We start from the raw sequence: 18,982 nt of genomic DNA on the forward strand, positions 1-18,982 counted from the left end.
AATACAGTTTTCTTTTATGCAGGGAACATTGATGAAGATCGTAAAGACAGGAAGAATTATAAGGTCTTTGCAACGTTCAATGAAACTGGTGGGGTTACATTTCGGGCTGAAAATCCAAATATGAAATTTACTGTTAAAAAAGATGCAAGTTATACTGTTTCGGAACAGATGGATGCTGTACGTCCTTACCTATTGCATCGTTATATTACGGTAAATAATGTGGATTATGAATTTACGGATTATACCTTGGTTTCTACGACAGCTATAAAGTTCAAGGTTTCGGGCTCATTGATCTTGGAACGTCAATTGAATACGCAGATTCCTGACGAAGATCAGTCCATAGAATGGTAATTTCTACAAACCATTTGTAAGACTATTGGTTATATCTATGATATAAAAATAGTTTTATGATTGGAATAGTAGGTGGACTAGGCCCTTATGGAGGCTTGGATATTACGAAGAAAATTATAGATGAGACGGCGGCAAGATCCGATCAGGAACACTTGCCGCTCTTGTTATTCTCATGTCCAAATTTGATCTCTGACCGAACGGCATATTTATTGGATAAATCCGATGTTAATCCCGGTAAGGCTATTGCTGCAATTTTAAGACAACTTGAAATGGCCGGAGCGACCATTGCGGCGATTCCGTCCAATACGGCACATGCAGAACCAATTTTTTCTGTTGTTCAAGATGAGATGGCCCGTATGGGGAGCACGTTGAAGCTATTGCATATCGTCTATGAGACTGTCCGATTTGTAGACGAAAACTATCCCGACACGACAGTCGGGATTTTGTCTACCGCAGGAGAACAGATCTGCAGTTTATATCGGGAAGCATTTATTCGAAAAGGTTTCGTTGTTGTCGAGCCGGAAGGATCGCAGCAAGAGAAGGTAAATAATGCAATCTATGATGAGGATTATGGAATAAAGGCCCAACCCGTACCGATTGCGAATAAAGCAAGGGAAGATCTATTGTTGGTCATGGATGATCTGAAAAAGAAAGGAGCGCAGGTCATTATTTTGGGTTGTGCAGAGTTCCCTTTGGCTATCCCTGAACGGGATTACAATGGGATGACTATCATAGACCCGAATAGAATTCTCGCGCGTGCACTTGTTCACGCGCTAGCTCCGGATAAATTAAAGCCACTGTAGTCCTCTCTTTTGACAAATTGTCAGATTTTGGGTTTATATTCCTGTTGGTATGGGTTTTGTCCTTGATAGTTAGAAGCTTATGCAGTAAGGAGGACAGCATGCAAAAGATTATACATCGGGAAGGTGATCGTGGCCACGTCGATTTTGGCTGGCTGAAAAGTGCGCATTCATTCAGTTTTGGACAATATCTTGATCCCGAAAGGATGAATTTTGGTGCCTTGAGGGTATTGAACGATGATCAGGTGGAAGGTGGTCAAGGTTTTGATCGGCATGGACACGATAATATGGAAATTGTTAGCATACCACTGGAGGGGGCGCTGGCGCATCAAGATAGTATGGGCAATGGCCGTACGATCAAAACAGGAGATGTGCAGATTATGTCTGCAGGTACTGGTGTGCAGCACGCCGAGTTTAATAACGATCAGAAGAACCTTGTTAAATTTCTACAAATTTGGGTAATCCCCAACGAAATAGGGTTGGAGCCTAGATACGATCAGAAATCCTACCTTCAATTAGATCGGCACAATAAATTTGCAACGATTGTTTCACCGGATAAAATGGATAACAATGCTGTACACATACATCAGGATGCATATTTTAACTTGGCAGACATCGAGGCGGGTAAAAAGATAGAATATACTGTTCATTCGGAGCAAAATGGGCTTTATCTTTTTGTTTTGGAAGGAAAGATCGCCGTAGCAAATGAAATGCTATCAAGAAGGGATGCCATTGGTTTATACGAAACTGAAAAAATAGCGCTTGAAGCTTACTATGATACATCATTACTGCTAATTGAAGTACCAATGTATTAGGTCGAAGAAAAGCTATTCTTTAATAGGGAGATCATTTGATAGATCTCCCTATTTTTCTTAAATTGGATGAAGAAGAAATAAACTCATGGATAGCCTATTACAACCTTTTGAATCGCGTGACGTTTTACTTATCATGTTATCAGTCTTAATAGGTCTGCTGATTGGGATTGAACGTGAATATCGCAATAAATCCGCGGGTTTGAGGACGTTTATATTGGTGAGCTTTGGATCTTGTCTTTTTACTATTCTTTCATTAAAAATTGGATTGGCAAATCCAGATCGATTGGCGGCAAACATTATTACTGGTATCGGTTTCCTAGGAGCAGGCGTGATTTTCAAAGAAGACAATAAAGTAAGTGGTATAACAACCGCTACGACAATTTGGGCTGCAGCTTCTTTGGGTATGTGTGTTGGTGCTGGATATATATTTTTAGCGTTTATTGGTGTAGGCTTGGTTCTGATGATTTTAGCGCTGCTAACTTATTTGCAAACCTATATTGACAATTATCACAAGATAAAAGACTATGAACTGCAGACCTCATCTGAGGCAGATTTTGAACATACCGAGCAGTTAATCAGACGGATGGGTTTTAAGGCTGTCATTGTAAGTCAACGCTATAACAAAGAAAGTTTGAATACCATTTGGCGATTGACGGGAAATGTGACCAAACATCGGGAGTTTGTAGAAACAGTACGCCGTGATAGGCAGGTCGTGGCTTATCAATATTAGCAAGCTTTAGGATGAGCTGAAATGTATTAGGAAATGATGTCTATATTATGAGTACAGTTAAAATTGAAAAAGGACAGGCTTTTTGGTTAGCGGATCCCCAGGAACATGACTTCCCCGCCGCTTCCTGATACCAATCGCCACGTCAAGGAAAATCTAAGAAAGATCAAGAAGAAAGAAAAGCTATCTCCAATTCTGTTGGTTCGGGCAAATGGGAAACTTATCATAGCAGATGGTTACCACCGCTTATGTGCCAGTTATTATTTTACCGAGGATCTTGATGTGCCTTGTCGTTTGGTTTAACTATTCGTCATCATCCGTTTCCTGAGCAGGGGATATTTTCTGTAATAAACTGTTTACCTCGTCCTCCGTTGCTGTTAACTTGGCTTTGCAGACTTGAATGAGGTCGGAAGCCCTTTTGATTTTTCCCGCGAGCTCATCAATATTTGTTGTGCCATTTTCAATTTCCCTTACGATTGTTTGCAACTCGTTAAAGGCGTCTGTATAGGTATAATTCTGTTCCATTATGATATGCTTTCTTTAAAATTTTGTGTACCGATGGCCAAATTAAGCCTGGTTCGCATCCAGACCTTCTTTCGGAGATTTATCCGTTACAGTACTGGTAAGTTCGCCATATTCGAGTATCGTCTGTATCACATCGCCCGGTGATACCTGTGTCACCGACTGCAGTAGTTTTCCGTTAACCTTAGTAATTGAAAAACCTTGTTTCAATAACCGAATAGGATCAGAGAGTTGAATAATTCGCTCGGTATGAGCCAAAGCCGTCTTGTGCTCGTAAAGCCGTAATTTTATTAAGGAGTTCAGCTCATGTTGAAATTGCTGAACAGCGGCTCTCGAGGTCTGAATTTCCCTTTTGCCAATCCATTGTATATGTGTTGCGAGCTGAGATAGTACATTGCGCTCTTCTTTAAAACGAGTAAGAATGAGTTGCTGTATACTTTCCGCTGCCTTATCAACCGGAATAGCAAAGTTATGAAACTTCTGAATCAGAAAATCGGCGAGCTCACTGGGAGTGATCGCGTTTTTATAGGCGACCATTTCGCTAACCGTGTAATTCGTCGAATGTCCAATGCCTGTCAATACAGGGATTGGGAAGATAGCGATAGCACGTGCCAATAAGTAGTTGTTATAACTGGAAAGCCCAACCTCACCACCCCCTCCACGTATGATGGCGACGACATCGTATTTGTCGATTTTTTCAGCAATAACTGTAAGCTGATTGATAATAGAAGGTACTGACTTGTCTCCTTGTAATAATGCCGGAAAGAGCGTGCATTCTATGCGGTAACCCCAAGGGTTTTGATTAATAATTTTGTAAAAATCAGAAAGTCCCTTACTTGTTTCTACTGAAATAATCGCCAATCTTTTGGGAACCACCGGAAAGCCCAATAATTTATTGGACTCATATATGCCCTCTGCTTTCAGCTTTCGAATACTGTCTAACTTCTCCTTTTCAAGTTCACCTAAGGTAAAAGTCGGATCAATATCAACAATGCGCAAACTTAATCCGTACATGGGATCATAGGAAATACTTGCCTGAAATAACATCGTGATCCCTTCTCGCAAAGGTTCTTGGGCGACTTTAAGAAAATTGTTGTTGATACGATTGTAATCAGCTTTCCATAAGATGGACCGAATTTCAGCGACAATTTTACCATCCTGTTTCTCAACCAGCTCAGGGTAACAGTGGCCAGAATGCGTATAATGATTGAGCTTGTTCATTTCGGCTTTGATCCAGTACAAACTCTTATACCGCTCTGCAAGTGTCTTTTGGATACTGCGGCTGACTTCCAGCAAGGAAAATATTGTTTTATCTTGAATCAATTCTGGCATTAGTCAAACTTACAGAAAAAACCTTCATGATGCAATCCGGGGATGGTTGAATCTGCTATGACCAAAGGGAGACAGAATTTATTAACCCCGATAGTCAAGTCGAGTAACAAAATTGATTTTTTTTCGAGTGAGTATATTCCTTCGTTATTTAATTCGTATTTTTATTTGATAGAACCTAAAAAACGATAAAAGCAGAATGAAAAAACGATTTTTTGGGGCTTTATTTGCAGGTTTGTTCTGTATTAGCCCCCTGTTTGCTCAATATAAGTCTACGATTAAGAACGAGACGATACTGTTTAATAACCTCGATCAGTTGCTGCCTTTAGAAAACCTGGATCAACTTCGTATTGCAGTTGTCGTTCCTAACGCTGCAAAATATGCGACGTTCACAGAACAGTTGGCCCGCTATGCAAACACCAAAATTTTTGATTTTAATAAATTTGATGAGGACATCAAATATTATAACACCATTATTGTTGCTGGAAAGGAAGATGACTTAGATGCAGCTTGTCTCGCACAGTTGAAGCAGGCCGTATTAAACAATAAAAAAGTTATCCTTTGTCATTTTTTTGAAAATGAAAAGAGCAAAAAGAGTTTATCGGAGCATCCTCAGTCTGATTTGATCGAATTGCTTGCTCCTTTTTCAGAGATTGGACAGCGTCAGATGGCAATGTCTATTTTTGGTGGGATTCCTATAACCGCCGGTCATGTCAAAACCACACAGACAAGGCTGCAATATGGCGCTGCATCAAGTTCTAATCTGAACCTGTCCAAATTGACGAAGAAAATTGATGCCATTGCACAAGAAGCCATCGATAAGCAAGCAACACCGGGAGCTGTTGTCATGATCGTGAAAGACGGGCAAGTACTCTTGGAGAAATCTTACGGATTTCACACATATTCCAAAGATATTTCCACAAAAACAACTGATATTTTTGATCTCGCATCTGTCAGTAAGATTGCCGGTACTACTCCTGTGATTATGCGTCTTACCGAGCGGAATATTATTAATTTGGATAGTACCATGGGACATTACCTATGGCAGGCAAAGTATACCAATAAAAAGGATATCAAGCTTCGTTCCGTCATGTTGCATGAAGCAGGATTTACACCTTTTATTCCCTTCTATAAATATCTGAAAGTTGGAGACGTTGCTTCAGTCCGCGATGATAACCATCAAGTAAAAATGGCCGACAATAGCTATATCCTCAACAATTATTACCGCGATGTCATGTGGCCCGAGATGCTAAAATCACCTGTAAAACCCACTGGAAATTATGTGTATAGTGATATCAGTATGTACGTGATGAAGGAAGTTGCAGAACATCAGACCGCTGAACCTCTGCAAGATTATGTGCAGGAGAACTTTTACAGGCCATTGGGGATGACGCGTGCGGGTTACCTTCCCCGAGAGCGTTTTGCAAAGGATGAAATCGTTCCTACCGAGCAGGATACCTCCTTTCGGAAAACATTACTAGAAGGCTATGTCCACGATCAGGGTGCGGCAATGGCTGGCGGTATTGCCGGGCATGCCGGATTATTTGCTACAGCAAATGATTTGGCAATCTATGGTCAACTGTTATTGAATAGAGGAGAGTACGGGGGGGAGCGCTACTTTAAAACCGAAACAATAGATTTATTTACCTCCAGGCAATCGACAAGCAGTCGTCGGGGCTTAGGTTTTGACCGTTGGGATCCAAACCCAAAAAATGAATATCCATCTAAGTTAGCAAATAGCTCTGTATTTGGACATACTGGCTATACAGGGACATGTATCTGGATTGATCCACAAAATCAACTGATCTATATCTTTTTGTCTAATCGGGTACATCCTCAGGTGAGTACTAGGCTGTTGGATCTAAATATCAGAAGCAGGATTCAGGACGCTATTTATGAAACGATCAATGAAAGTCAAAAATGATAAAAGGCCTGCTATTACTTGGACTAGCAATGACGACACTCAACAATGTTGGATATAGTCAAGACTATAAACAGATACACCAAGATTTGGTGGTCGTCGACGGACACAATGATGTGATTTACGAATCCATTTTCCCAGGGAAAAATATTGGTCAGCGAATAAGTACGGGAGCTACTGATTTACCGCGACTGCGGGAAGGCGGTGTAGATGTGCAGGTATTTGCTGTGTGGTCCGATGATGCGAAGTGGAAATCCGGGGCATTTAAGCACGCCAATGACCAGATAGATGCATTGGAAAAGATGATTGCGTCGAACACCGATAAAATAAGTTTGGCAAAATCTTCACGTGATATCGATTCGATCTTAAAAACGGGAAAAATAGTCGCTTTGATTGGGGTTGAAGGCGGAAATATGATTGAGGGAAGTGTTGATCATTTAATGCGACTCTATGAGCGTGGTGCCCAATACCTCACTTTGACCTGGAACTACAATTTGTCCTGGGCGAGTTGTGCAGCAATGGAATCAGGTCGTATGAATCCCAAGGATAAAGGGTTGACGGCAAAAGGTCGAGCAATTATTCGGAAGATGAACGAATTAGGTATGATGGTTGATCTGTCCCATGGAGGAGAGCAGACTTTCTATGACGTGCTGGCGATAACGACCAAGCCGATCTTGGTTTCCCATAGCAACGCCTATGAATTATGTCCACATTTCCGCAATCTGAAAGATGCACAATTGGAAGCTTTGAAAAAAAATGGGGGCGTTGTTGGTGTCAATTTTTATTCAGGTTTTTTGGATCCAGCCTATGAAACAAGGCTTAAGGATTTGTATGTGGGTAAATTTGGCGATAAGGGGGATACAAAATTGAGTACTTGGTCTATGTATGAAAAGTTGCCAAAAGAACTTCAACGGCAAGCCGATGCTCCACTGTCGAAATTATTGGATCATATCGACTATTTGGTCAAAAAAGTGGGTATTGATCATGTTGCAGTAGGCTCGGACTTCGATGGCATAGAATCCTCACCCCAAGGTCTGGAAGATGTTTCTAAATTTCCACTACTGACCAAAGCGCTGTTGGAGAGAGGTTATACAAAGACAGATGTTGCGAAGATCATGGGACGAAATTTCTTGCGGATCTTAAAGGAAAATGAAGAATAAACACTTCCTTTCTTTAAAGTTTGTCAGTAAGGTTCCAGTATATACACAGCAGTGTTGAGGTATTGTTAAAATACTGATGTGGTATCTAGTAATGTAATATACTGTATATTGACTTAAGCCGCCATAGAAGTAGCATTATGGAAAGGCTGATCAGTCCTTGCATAATATCCTGGGTAATATAATACGTATGGGGCATGATATTACGCTTTTAACAGCTATAAATTTGTAATTTCGTAGCATGGCAAAATCAAAATCAGCATACTTCTGTCAAAACTGTGGCTACGAATCTCCCAAATGGATGGGACAATGCCCTTCTTGCAAGCAATGGAATAGTTTTGTTGAGGAAGTCGTCGAAAAGACGAGTTCAAAAGTGCCCGAATGGCGTAGTTCTACCACAGGCGGAAGCACGAAAAGAGCGAATAAAGCTGCAATCATTCACGAGATTGTCTATCAGGATGAATTACGGATATTGACTCCTGATCAGGAGTTTAACCGGGTTCTTGGTGGTGGTATCGTTCCGGGTTCATTGGTACTTATCGGAGGCGAACCTGGTATTGGGAAGTCTACGTTGATGTTACAGCTCGCTTTATCGATCCCACAAGTCAAGACACTTTATATTTCTGGGGAAGAAAGCGAACAGCAAATTAAGATGCGGGCAGAGCGATTGTCACAATCTTCTAAAGCAAATTGTTATATCCTTACCGAGACATCTACTCAAAATATTTTCAAGCAGATCGAGACGGTACAGCCGAACGTCATTGTAATAGATTCTATACAGACTTTACATTCCGCACAAATTGAATCGGCACCAGGGTCGGTTTCTCAGGTACGCGAATGTACCGCAGAATTGCTGCGGTTTGCAAAGGAAACCAGTACACCAGTTTTTATTGTAGGGCATATTACCAAGGACGGATCTATTGCAGGCCCCAAGGTTTTAGAACATATGGTGGATACGGTGCTTCAATTTGAGGGTGATCGTCATCATGTATACCGAATTTTACGGGCCGTAAAGAATCGTTTTGGATCTGCTTCAGAACTGGGTATTTATGAAATGCAGGGGTCGGGGCTTAGGGAAGTGTCAAATCCTTCGGAGATTATGATTTCCCAGCGCGATGAACCTGTTAGTGGCGTTTCCATTGCGGCGATGCTCGAAGGAGTGCGCCCTATGATGATTGAAGTGCAGGCACTGGTGAGTAATTCGGCGTTTGGAAATGCTCAACGCTCTTCTACAGGCTACGATACGAAACGATTAAATATGCTGCTGGCTGTTTTGGAGAAACGCTTTGGCTTTAGGTTAAGTGCACAGGATGTGTTTTTGAATATTGCCGGTGGGTTACGTGTCGAAGATCCTGCGATCGATTTGGCTGTTGTTGTTGCAATTATTTCTTCACAACAAGATATCGCGATTCGATCCAATCTGACTTTTGCCGGTGAGGTTGGTTTATCGGGTGAGATAAGGGCCGTAAATCGTATTGAACAGCGTATACAGGAGGCCGAGAAGTTGGGCTTTGATGGTATTTTTATTTCTAAATTCAATACCAAAGGATTGGATGCTAAAAAATATAATATTGCCATTCGTCCGGTTGCCAAATTGGAGGACATCTTCAGTGCTTTGTTTGGCTAAGCGAGAAAAAGGGGTAATCAATCGTTTAATATCCTAATTTACTGGGATCATCTTAAAATAGATTTTTTCAGAAAAATGGCCTTCTTCAAAGAATAAAAATTAAAAGACCATGCTTTTACTAAAACATGGTCTTTTTTATGGATCGTCTATAGTTTACTTTTTCAAGACTTCTTTCAATTTCGCGCGTAAAGCATCACCATGTAAATTCTTGGCGACGATTTTCCCATTGGGATCGATCAGTACATTCTGAGGAATAGATTTTACGCCATATAATGTTCCGACATCATTTTGCCAACGTTTGAGATCCGAAACATGACGCCAGTGCAATTTATCTGCATGGATGGCTTTAATCCAAGAATTGCGATCCTTATCAAAGGATATACCCAATATTTCAAAGTTTTCACCTTTAAATTGTTGGTATGTTTTTACAAGATCTGGGCTTTCGACACGGCAATCCGGACACCAAGATGCCCAGAAATCAAGGAGAACATACTTTCCTTTAAAGTCCGAAAGCTTTACAGGGTTACCAGTAGTATCATTTTGCGTAAACGCGGGAGCTGTTTTTCCAATTTGAACCGTTTCCAATGTATTTAAGTAGTCTTGGAACTCTTTTCCTTCACTTGAATTCTTAACATTTTTACTCAAGGTATTATAAAGCGCCTGAAGCTCGGGGTATACAGGGTCATAACCGCCGACTCTACGCAAGTCAACCAATGTCGATATAGAATCCGGAGCGGCCTTAACGCGTGCAATATACTCCTCTTTGGTAAGTTCTTTTTTTTGTGCAGAACCAAAGAATGGCAGAACTAAAAAAAGTAGTGTGATGTATTTTATCATGTTATTATTCTTATATATATTTACAAATATAAGAAAATCCACTAATTTAGTAGATTAATAAAATGTCAAAAAATGAACTTCAACCTAACTTCTAAACTTCCACATGTCGGCACGACGATTTTTACCAAAATGACGATGCTTGCCAATGAGCAGCAAGCCTTAAATCTGTCGCAAGGTTTTCCTGACTTTGAGACTGATCCGAAGTTGGTTCAATTAGTGTCTAAGGCAATGGAACAGGGGCATAACCAATATGCGCCAATGATTGGGGCACAGGCATTACGTGATACTATCGCTAAAAAATATCGTGAAGTTTATGACGTGGCGGTTGATGCAACAGCAGAGCTTACTGTGACATCCGGCGGTACACAAGCAATTTTTACAGCTATCGCCACAGTTGTTAGGCCACAAGATGAGGTTATTATCTTTGAACCGGCATACGATTGTTATGCGCCGACTATCGAATTGTTTGGCGGTAAAGTTGTTCCCGTGCGATTATTGGCTCCTGATTTTCAGATTGACTGGGATTACGTAGCTACGTTAATTAATTCCAAAACCCGTTTAATCATCATCAATAATCCGAATAATCCAACAGGCAAAGTACTTGGTAGAGAAGAATTGATTAAACTTGGGGATTTGTTATCAGGTACCAATGCGTTGTTGCTGAGCGATGAGGTATACGAGCATATTGTGTTTGACGGAGCTTCCCCACAATCGGTACTGGAAATACCCACCTTGCGGGAGCGAAGTTTTGTTATAGCTTCTTTTGGAAAGTTATTGCATACTACGGGTTGGAAGATTGGTTATTGCATTGCCCCGCCGCAATTAACTCAAGAATTTAGAAAAGTACATCAATTCAATGTATTTAGCGTAAATACGCCCATGCAATTCGCTATCGCAGCATATCTGGAGGATATAAGCTATGTCAAAGGCCTATCGCATTTTTTTGAGCGGAAAAGGAATTTGTTGAAGGACGGATTAAGGGGATCCCGGTTTAAGATTCTTCCTTGCGAAGGAACTTATTTCCTTAATATAGATTATAGTGCTATCAGTCAGGAGAAAGAATTTGAGTTTGCTTGTTCGTTAACCAGGCAACACAAAATTGCAACAATCCCACTTTCGGCGTTCTATAAAGAAGCTACAAATCAACAAGTTTTGCGAGTCTGTTTCGCTAAAAAGGATGAAACGCTATTAAAAGCCGTCGAGATTTTGAATAAGGTATAATCGTATTATTGACCTAAAAGAATAGCTAAAAGGTTTTATTTAAAATATTGCTAAGAAAGAACCACTTTATTAAAATTTTACTTCAACTTGAGGTACTAATTTTATAAATTTGTAATTCACGTTTATCAACATACCCATAAAATGGCTAGATTAAATTTATTGGAAGAAACGCGCTTCGAAAAAGTCCCTGTGAGCGTCTATCCAGATCAAAATTCAGCTTCGAAAAACGTTGCAAATCGTATTGCTGAAATTATTCGTGCAAAGCAAGAGAAAGGTGAGAAAGCTGTTCTGGGCCTTGCTACTGGTGCCACACCGGTAAAAGTCTATCAAGAATTGATTCGTTTGCATAAAGAAGAAGGTTTAAGCTTTAAGAACGTGATTACCTTCAATCTTGACGAATACTACCCGATGCAACCTGATGCTGATCAGAGCTATGTGACCTTTATGAACAAAAACTTGTTCGACCACGTAGATATTGATGCGGCCAATGTAAATATTCCAGATGGTACCTTAGCTCCTGATCAAGTAAATGCATTCTGTGAGGCGTACGAACAGAAGATTACGGCAGCAGGAGGTTTAGATATTCAATTATTAGGTATTGGCCGTACAGGCCATATCGGATTCAATGAGCCAGGTTCTGCACCTAACTCTGGTACACGTGTGGTAACGTTGGACGATTTAACTCGTCGCGATGCTTCCCGTGCTTTTGGTGGAAAAGAAAATGTACCAACAAAAGCGATTACCATGGGTGTAGGTACAATTTTCAAAGCGAGAGAGATCATTTTGATGGCTTGGACCGAAACAAAGGCTGAGATCATTAAAAAAGCAGTTGAAGGTGAAATCTCCTCAGAGATTCCTGCAACTTATCTACAATTATCGGATAACGTTGAATTTATTCTTGATGAAGCTGCTGCTTCATTGTTGACACGTTTTGATCTTCCTTGGTTGGCAGAAGATGTTACTTGGACACCTTCGTTAATTAAAAAAGCAGTTGTTTGGTTAGCTTTAGAGATCAAAAAACCAATCCTGAAACTTACCGACGAGGATTATAATGCACACGGAATGGCGAAGTTGGTTACAGAAACCGGTCCGGCATATAATATCAACATCCGTATATTCAACGAACTTCAACATACGATCACGGGATGGCCGGGAGGTAAACCCAATGTTGACGATTCACAACGTCCTGAGCGTGCCAATCCAGCGAAGAAAAATGCAATTGTATTTTCTCCACACCCGGATGATGATGTCATCTCGATGGGGGGGACATTTATTCGTCTGGCAGACCAAGGACACAATGTCCATGTTGCTTATCAAACTTGTGGTAATACAGCTGTTTGGGATGATGATGTGGTACGTTATCTGGAGTTTGCTGAAGATTTAGCAAAACAAATAGGGGCAGAGGCGGAAGCTTCTCAGATCGGTCGAATTTATGATGAGGAAAGAGCAATTTTTGCGACAAAAAAACCAAATCAGATCGATACTGAACTTGTCCGTAAAATCAAAGCATTGATCCGTAAGGGTGAGGCGATCGCAGGAGCTCGTTTGGTTGGTTTGCCAGATGAAAATATCCATTTCCAGGATCTGCCTTTCTATGATAGACAAAAGTTTTCAAAAAATGTATCTTTTGAAGATGATATTCAACAAACAATGGAATTGTTGTGTCAGGTAAAACCACATCAGGTATTTGCTGCAGGTGACTTTGCTGACCCACACGGTACGCATAAAGTATGTTTCGATATCTTGTTTGAAGCATTGAGCAGATTGAGCAAAACAGATGAATGGACCAAAGATTGTTGGTTATGGTTATACAGAGGCGCATGGCATGAATACCCAATCCACGAGATCCAAATGGCCGTTCCATTATCTCCGCAAGAAGTTTATCGCAAACGTTTAGCCATCTTCAAACACCAATCTCAAAAAGATTTACCTGTATTCCCTGGAGATGATCCACGTGAATTCTGGGTACGTGCTGAAGACCGTACAAGCGAAACCGCAGCTTTATATGACCAATTAGGTCTTGCAAATTATGAAGCTATTGAAGCGTTCGTAAGATGGAAATTTGACTAAAATAACTGTCTGACTATAAAATAACTGTCTGACGACATAAAAAAGTCCTGAGCCTGAGGTGGTTCAGGACTTTTTTATTTTTAATCATTCTAAATAGGTTATTTTTTATACCTTTGCGGTGTTATTTAGAATAATTAAAAATAATTACCCAAAATTATTAACATGGACAAACACTTACTAGCTCTTGCTTCTACATTTTTAATCGGAGGTGCAGTATATGGTCAAACCTCGGGAATCGTCAAAGGTAAAGTCGTCGATACACAAAATAATCCTTTAAGTTCAGTAACCGTTTCAATCGGAGATAAAAAGGTCCGTACAGACCATAGAGGTCATTTTAGACTACATGGCATCGACCAAAATACGGTGATTAAATTCACTTATATGGGCTACCAAACAACCGTTATTGATTATGTTTTTAGCACGAAGAGCCCTGAAGTGATTATTGATCCAATTACCCTGGTGAGCAATGAACAGGCGATTGATGAGGTGGAAGTGTTTGGTGAACGCAACAAAAAGCCAAAAGGCTTGGAAATGATTACACGTATGCCATTAAAACCTTCGGATCAAATTCAGAGTATTTCCGTCATCTCCAATAAGGTAATTCAAGATCAGGGTATTCTTACGTTGACGGATGCTGTAAGAAATATTCCGGGTGTAACCTTATTCGGTTCTTATGGCGGTGTTAAAGAATCTTTGTCAACACGTGGTTTCAGAGGGGTACCTGTCTTGAAGAACGGTGTGCGGATGGACTCTCAATTTCAGACTGCATCTGGAGTCGTTGATATGCAAGGTGTGGAGTCTATTCAAATGATTAAAGGGTCTGCTGCGGTTACGCAGGGTGTTATTACGGATATCGGTAATGCAGGAGGGGTAATTAATGTGGTCACTAAAACTCCTAATTTCACGAATTCTGGAGAGATTGGTGTCCGTGCGGGAAGCTGGGGGCAATTCCGCCCAACCTTTGATTTCCAAACGGTACTGGATAAGAAAGAGACCGTTGCTTTTCGAATGGATGGCGCTTATGAACGTAGTGATAGCTACCGCAAAAGTGTATCCTCCAACCGTGTTTATCTAAATCCATCCTTAGCTTGGAAACCAACGGATAAGACGACAGTTACTTTGGAGGGCGATTATTTTAATGATAATCGTACGCCCGTTAATTCCGCAGTCAATTTAAATCCTTCGCAAGGGGTGAATGCGCTATATGTTATCCCGAACAATAAGTTTTTGGGCTTCAATTCCGATAATAATAATACAGAGATGAAGAGCTTTATGGCCCAGATCAATCATGAATTGACCGATCGATGGAGCATCAGAGCTTCTATTGCAACGTCCTCTTATCAGGTTGATAATCACTCATCTTCTTCTTCACCGATTAAAGACGATGCAAAACAATATAACACATTCTCGCGCTCAATGAGCAAAAGCCTGCGCGATGACAAGAATAAAACTTTTCAGTTTGACTTGATCGGAAAAGATCTTTATACGGGTAAAGTAAAACATTTGGTTCAGGCAGGGGTGGACTATCGTATTGCTGATGCGACAACAACTTCTTTTGCAGGAAAATTAAGTCCACTGGAGAAAAATGTTCTTTTGAAAAAAGCGGATCAAAATAGTAATGTAATTGATATTATTGATATTCACGGCGATTGGGTAAATGATCTATCCGAGGTTGTCTACGTCGATTCTTTGGGAAACCAGCGAAAAGGAAAGCAAATCGCCTACACAGCAGGAACGCCTGTGCGAAGTTATTATTCTTCTATAGGATTTATGGGGCAGGACGTTATTGAATTTAATAAATACATTAAGGCTGTATTAGGTTTACGTTATTCCGAAATTACAACAAAAGATTTCACATCAAACGGTAATAAAAGGGAGTCTGCATGGAATCCAATGGCGGGGGTGATTTTTACGCCATTTGAGAATTTTAATGTATTTGGGTCTTATACAAACTCAACGAATTTAAGGAATGCTGCGAATCCATTAACCGATGGTACAGCAGCAGGTGCTTCTAAAACCGAACAATTTGAAGGGGGGATTAAATCCGATTGGCTGAATAATCGGTTACGTTTCAATTTAACCTATTTCCATATTTATACCTCTAACTTGACCAACGCTGAGTATACACCGGGCACTAATGTTGCTACAGGATTATACTTTAAGGCAGGGGATCTGGTACGCGATGGTATTGAGGCTGAGTTGAACGGTCGTGTATTGGAAAATTTAACAGTGATGTTGGGTTATGCCTATTTAGATGCGCGATATAAAAATTCACCTTCCTATATGGATGGATCGGCACCGATGAACGCGCCAAAACATACGGCAAATGCATGGATACAATATGTATTTAATCAAGGAGCTCTTCGGAACCTGAGTTTAAGTGCGGGTGTTTATTATGTTGGAGACCGACCTGTCAATGAATATAGCTTAACACCAAATGGACATGGTGAATATTATGGTACAGAACCTTTCAATATGCCAGCATATACCACATTAAATGCACAGGTGGGATACAAATGGCGCAAATTTGATGCGAAAGTCTTTGTAAATAATATCACCAATGAGATTGGATTGAATTCATACTTCCGAGGAGGTTTTATTAATCAGATCGATCCAAGAAATGCTGCTGTTGCATTGAGTTATAAGTTTTAAGGATACAACATCTATCTAAAACAGAAGGGCTGTCCAAAGAAGTTGGACAGCCCTATTTTTTTCTGAACGTGTCTGATCTTATTGGCCAGAAAGAACCTTCTGTCGCTTTCATCGCTGTTGGTGTCTTGCGAAGTCATGAAGGTTTTATTCTATTTTGCCTTTATCAGCTTAAGTGCCAGTTCAAACAGTCGATTTTTGAAGTGACTGATGTTATTTTATGTAGCTTTTTTTTATTGCCAACGCCAATAGCGTTTATCATTTTGCGTGCCAATGAATTAATAGCTGATTACATCACCTGATCGTCCTTTTGCATCAAAGACTTTAAATAAGTATTTCTTTCCAGTCTGGAATGGTATCGGACCGTTCACGGATTTAGATTTCAATGTTGGTGTACTGCCGTTGTCGCTGTAATAGACTTTGAAACCAGGATAATCGGTATTGATAAGGAGTTGGCTACCTTCTTTCTTGATTCCAATTTTAGGAAGTCGATAGGTATAGCCTCCATTTACCCCATCCAGTTTTCTCAATTCATCCTCACCTAATTTTTTGATAAAGGAGGTATACGATTTACGGTAAGTGGCCTCGTCAAAAGAATTTCCTTTTTCCCAGGTTTGTTCGGGGGCCCATGCGCGATCGGCAATCGCTATTAAACGTGGAAATATCATTTCCTCAAGGCGCTGGTCAGTAGATACCTTTTCTGCCCATAAGGCCCCTTTGATACCGAGGAGGTTTTTTTTCCCTTCCGCTGTAAGCTGTTCTTTATTGGTGTATGCCTCAGGTCTAAGATCTTTTCCGGTGTCATCCTTGCGCAGATTGATGAAGAAATTTTCAGGAGAAAACGAATAAGTTCTATTCAGATTAACCGTACCAACCCAACTGTGTCCTGGATCCGCAAAATCACGGTCCCAAGACATGTCCAGGTAGTTGTTTGCAGCACTCGTATAAACAACTTTATATCCTGCATTTGCCAATCGATAAGCGAGGTCTTCCTGTCCCTGGCCAGGGAGATTGTTCCATACGTTCAAATGGATGCCGGATTTTCCTAGATCGGCATTTACAACCATGCCTTTTCCTTTATTGCGCATACCCATTTCTTCCCATCCAGACATCGTTAACCCTTTTCCTTGAACAAGGGTATTAATTTTGGTAATATACAGCGGCCATACGTCGAGTACATTGGCGATATTATTTTCCTTCATAAAGGCCAATACCTTTGGCGATTTTTCCCAAACACCACTTGGCGTCTCGTCGCCTCCCAAATCGATAATTGTCAACGGAACTCCAGCTTGATCATGCATCGCTTTGATTTCATCGATCACCTTGCTCAGGAAGTGATAGGTTGAAGGTAGGGCAGGGTTCATGACATTGTCATTCCAGTTTTGTGCAGAATTATAAACAGATTTGTCCTCTGCATCGTTAAGCAGGAATTCCTCCGCTTTTTGTTTATCACCAAGGTTTGAATAATGTGCAAAACGCGCACGCATTGCTTTGATTGCAGCACGCGCATGGCCAGGAGTTTCTACCTCGGGTATGACATCGATGTGTCTTGCCTGTGCATATTTTAAAATTTCGATATAGTCAGCAACACTGTAGAATTGATGCGGTTTAGCCGTAGCGCCAGATCCATAAGCAGACTGTATTGCCTTTCCATCTTCAAAATTAGCTGAACGGTTGGCTCCGATAGCCGTTAATTCGGGTAGGGCTGGGATTTCCAATCGCCAACCTTCGTCGTCAATGAAGTGGAAATGGAACTTGTTCAACTTGTAAGAAGCCATGAGATCCAATATTCTTAAAACCTCGGCTTTGCTATGGAAATTACGGGCAGCATCCAGCATAAATCCACGGTACCCATAGCGCGGGCTATCTTCAATGTTGCCGAATTGTAATGTGATCGATTTTATGCCTTTATTCCATTGACTGTGATTGATCAACGATTTTAACGATTGTATGGCATAAAATGCACCAGCTTTATCTGATGCTTCTATTCGTACACCCTTAGCGCCAATCGTTAAGTGATAGGATTCGGATTTTAAGTTTTTTGCTTTGACAATCTCAATGCCGCCTTGTGGACTGGATGAAGCTGCTAGCTTAACGCCTGAATAGCTGGTCAGGAAATCTGTCAGAAAGCCTCCTTCGCTAGCAAATTCATGGTCAATAAAAAAATTGGTACCTGTCGATAAGTTGAATTTTTCGTTATTATTGATGCTGATATTGCTTGGTAAAGGGATGATATACTGTGCTGCTATACCCTCTACCAGCTTATTTTGATCGTATTTATAAGCAAAGTAAGCTTTTTTTTCAGCGTCCGACTGGGGAGCAATTTTAACCGCAGAATAATCCGAAATATTTGTTGCAAGCCCAGTCTTATTGTTTTTTAGGTATAGACCAATTGGTCCATCCGTATAATTGACCAGTCCAGTCGTGATAAAATCGATGTGGACTGTATCTTGCGCATTTAATAAAAAGTTATTTTTCTTAAAGCTAACCTGAAAGAGATCTCCGTTTCGGTGGTCTATCGCAAAACGTTTGTCGACCTTATCTGGATCGATAGAGCGAATAAAATTAAACCAGATGCTCCAGTCGTTGAGTTGAACAGCACTTTTCCCCTTGTTTTTTAAAATTAGGGTGGATACCGGATTTTTACGGATATTCTGTCCGTCTTTGACCTTCCAGGTGAGTTGCAGTTGATCTGCGATAGCGCTCGATTTCTGGGCATAGGCTTCCTGACTTAATAAAGCCAAGCCTAGTCCGGCATAGAGTAGCGGTTTTTTGATTTTTTTAAAATTAGTCATGTTGGTTACTTTTTCAATGACTCTAAATATAGCTATTCTAGAGGGTTTTATGATCTATTTCAAAAAAAATGAATAAAAAAAAGATAAAAATTTTGACACATTTATAAATATTTCTATATTTGCACACCGAAACAGAAAACGGCCCGTTCGTCTAGGGGTTA

14 protein-coding genes are annotated in these 18,982 nt (G+C 40.6%); 10 read left to right on the forward strand and 4 right to left on the reverse strand.

Annotation, left to right across the window (positions count from 1 at the left end):
• The 4 genes from B2X72_RS19805 to B2X72_RS19820 form a co-directional block, all read left to right on the forward strand.
• The coding region (locus B2X72_RS19805; RefSeq protein ID WP_286851205.1) for a BT_3044 domain-containing protein at window positions 1–351 on the forward strand (351 nt) is incomplete at its 5' end.
• A gap of 56 nt (window positions 352–407) precedes the next feature.
• Window positions 408–1,154 carry an aspartate/glutamate racemase family protein gene (locus B2X72_RS19810; RefSeq protein WP_286851206.1) on the forward strand — a complete coding sequence of 249 codons (747 nt, stop codon included), beginning with the start codon at window positions 408–410 and terminating at the stop codon, window positions 1,152–1,154.
• Window positions 1,155–1,252: 98 nt separating this feature from the next.
• Entirely contained in the window at window positions 1,253–1,966 is a 714-nt protein-coding gene (locus B2X72_RS19815) for a pirin family protein (RefSeq protein ID WP_286851208.1), read from the forward strand.
• A gap of 85 nt (window positions 1,967–2,051) precedes the next feature.
• Window positions 2,052–2,696 (forward strand): MgtC/SapB family protein, encoded by a 645-nt coding sequence (locus tag B2X72_RS19820; RefSeq protein WP_088159788.1) that lies wholly within the window; start codon window positions 2,052–2,054, stop codon window positions 2,694–2,696.
• Window positions 2,697–2,996: 300 nt separating this feature from the next.
• Here the strand turns inward: B2X72_RS19820 and xseB are convergent, their stop codons facing one another.
• Window positions 2,997–3,218 (reverse strand): exodeoxyribonuclease VII small subunit, encoded by a 222-nt coding sequence (gene xseB, locus B2X72_RS19825; protein WP_075990493.1) that lies wholly within the window; start codon window positions 3,216–3,218, stop codon window positions 2,997–2,999.
• A 42-nt stretch (window positions 3,219–3,260) separates the two neighbouring features.
• Window positions 3,261–4,547 (reverse strand): exodeoxyribonuclease VII large subunit, encoded by a 1,287-nt coding sequence (gene xseA, locus B2X72_RS19830; RefSeq protein WP_112375200.1) that lies wholly within the window; start codon window positions 4,545–4,547, stop codon window positions 3,261–3,263.
• A 196-nt stretch (window positions 4,548–4,743) separates the two neighbouring features.
• Between xseA and B2X72_RS19835 the strand changes: the two genes are divergently transcribed.
• The 3 genes from B2X72_RS19835 to radA all read left to right on the forward strand — a co-directional run bounded on the left by B2X72_RS19835 (window position 4,744) and on the right by radA (window position 9,249).
• On the forward strand, window positions 4,744–6,468 hold the full coding sequence (locus B2X72_RS19835; RefSeq protein ID WP_286851211.1) for a serine hydrolase domain-containing protein: 1,725 nt from the start codon (window positions 4,744–4,746) through the stop codon (window positions 6,466–6,468).
• The gene (locus B2X72_RS19840; RefSeq protein ID WP_286851213.1) at window positions 6,465–7,625 is read left to right on the forward strand and encodes a dipeptidase; all 1,161 of its coding nucleotides are present in this window, start codon (window positions 6,465–6,467) and stop codon (window positions 7,623–7,625) included. The genes B2X72_RS19835 and B2X72_RS19840 overlap by 4 nt, the downstream gene beginning before the upstream one ends.
• A 238-nt stretch (window positions 7,626–7,863) precedes the next feature.
• Window positions 7,864–9,249 (forward strand): DNA repair protein RadA, encoded by a 1,386-nt coding sequence (gene radA / locus B2X72_RS19845; RefSeq protein ID WP_075990497.1) that lies wholly within the window; start codon window positions 7,864–7,866, stop codon window positions 9,247–9,249.
• A gap of 153 nt (window positions 9,250–9,402) precedes the next feature.
• On the opposite strand, the gene B2X72_RS19850 is transcribed toward radA, so the two are convergent.
• Window positions 9,403–10,086 carry a peroxiredoxin family protein gene (locus B2X72_RS19850; protein ID WP_159332607.1) on the reverse strand — a complete coding sequence of 228 codons (684 nt, stop codon included), beginning with the start codon at window positions 10,084–10,086 and terminating at the stop codon, window positions 9,403–9,405.
• A 72-nt stretch (window positions 10,087–10,158) separates the two neighbouring features.
• Here B2X72_RS19850 and B2X72_RS19855 point away from each other — a divergent pair, with 72 nt between their 5' ends.
• The 3 genes from B2X72_RS19855 (at window position 10,159) to B2X72_RS19865 (ending at window position 16,029) form a co-directional block, all read left to right on the forward strand.
• The gene (locus B2X72_RS19855; RefSeq protein WP_286851216.1) at window positions 10,159–11,307 is read left to right on the forward strand and encodes a methionine aminotransferase; all 1,149 of its coding nucleotides are present in this window, start codon (window positions 10,159–10,161) and stop codon (window positions 11,305–11,307) included.
• Between the two features lie 141 nt (window positions 11,308–11,448).
• Complete coding sequence (nagB, locus tag B2X72_RS19860) at window positions 11,449–13,377, forward strand: glucosamine-6-phosphate deaminase (protein WP_376747325.1); 1,929 nt, start codon at window positions 11,449–11,451, stop codon at window positions 13,375–13,377.
• 162 nt (window positions 13,378–13,539) lie between these two features.
• The gene (locus B2X72_RS19865) at window positions 13,540–16,029 is read left to right on the forward strand and encodes a TonB-dependent receptor (RefSeq protein WP_286851217.1); all 2,490 of its coding nucleotides are present in this window, start codon (window positions 13,540–13,542) and stop codon (window positions 16,027–16,029) included.
• Between the two features lie 275 nt (window positions 16,030–16,304).
• On the opposite strand, the gene B2X72_RS19870 is transcribed toward B2X72_RS19865, so the two are convergent.
• Window positions 16,305–18,821: a family 20 glycosylhydrolase gene (locus B2X72_RS19870; RefSeq protein ID WP_286851218.1), complete on the reverse strand. Its 2,517-nt coding sequence runs from the start codon at window positions 18,819–18,821 to the stop codon at window positions 16,305–16,307.
• Between the last annotated feature and the right edge of the window lie 161 nt (window positions 18,822–18,982).

Source organism: Sphingobacterium sp. UBA7253, from assembly GCF_002472745.1.
GTDB lineage: Bacteria > Bacteroidota > Bacteroidia > Sphingobacteriales > Sphingobacteriaceae > Sphingobacterium > Sphingobacterium siyangense.

Coding starts and splice junctions, on each gene's coding strand:
- nagB (WP_376747325.1), top strand. CDS start 11,449: ATGGCTAGATTAAATTTATTGGAAGAAACGCGCTTCGAAAAAGTCCCT.
- xseA (WP_112375200.1), bottom strand. CDS start 4,547: ATGCCAGAATTGATTCAAGATAAAACAATATTTTCCTTGCTGGAAGTC.
- B2X72_RS19855 (WP_286851216.1), top strand. CDS start 10,159: ATGAACTTCAACCTAACTTCTAAACTTCCACATGTCGGCACGACGATT.
- radA (WP_075990497.1), top strand. CDS start 7,864: ATGGCAAAATCAAAATCAGCATACTTCTGTCAAAACTGTGGCTACGAA.
- B2X72_RS19810 (WP_286851206.1), top strand. CDS start 408: ATGATTGGAATAGTAGGTGGACTAGGCCCTTATGGAGGCTTGGATATT.
- B2X72_RS19820 (WP_088159788.1), top strand. CDS start 2,052: ATGGATAGCCTATTACAACCTTTTGAATCGCGTGACGTTTTACTTATC.
- B2X72_RS19835 (WP_286851211.1), top strand. CDS start 4,744: ATGAAAAAACGATTTTTTGGGGCTTTATTTGCAGGTTTGTTCTGTATT.
- B2X72_RS19865 (WP_286851217.1), top strand. CDS start 13,540: ATGGACAAACACTTACTAGCTCTTGCTTCTACATTTTTAATCGGAGGT.
- xseB (WP_075990493.1), bottom strand. CDS start 3,218: ATGGAACAGAATTATACCTATACAGACGCCTTTAACGAGTTGCAAACA.
- B2X72_RS19815 (WP_286851208.1), top strand. CDS start 1,253: ATGCAAAAGATTATACATCGGGAAGGTGATCGTGGCCACGTCGATTTT.
- B2X72_RS19850 (WP_159332607.1), bottom strand. CDS start 10,086: ATGATAAAATACATCACACTACTTTTTTTAGTTCTGCCATTCTTTGGT.
- B2X72_RS19840 (WP_286851213.1), top strand. CDS start 6,465: ATGATAAAAGGCCTGCTATTACTTGGACTAGCAATGACGACACTCAAC.
- B2X72_RS19870 (WP_286851218.1), bottom strand. CDS start 18,821: ATGACTAATTTTAAAAAAATCAAAAAACCGCTACTCTATGCCGGACTA.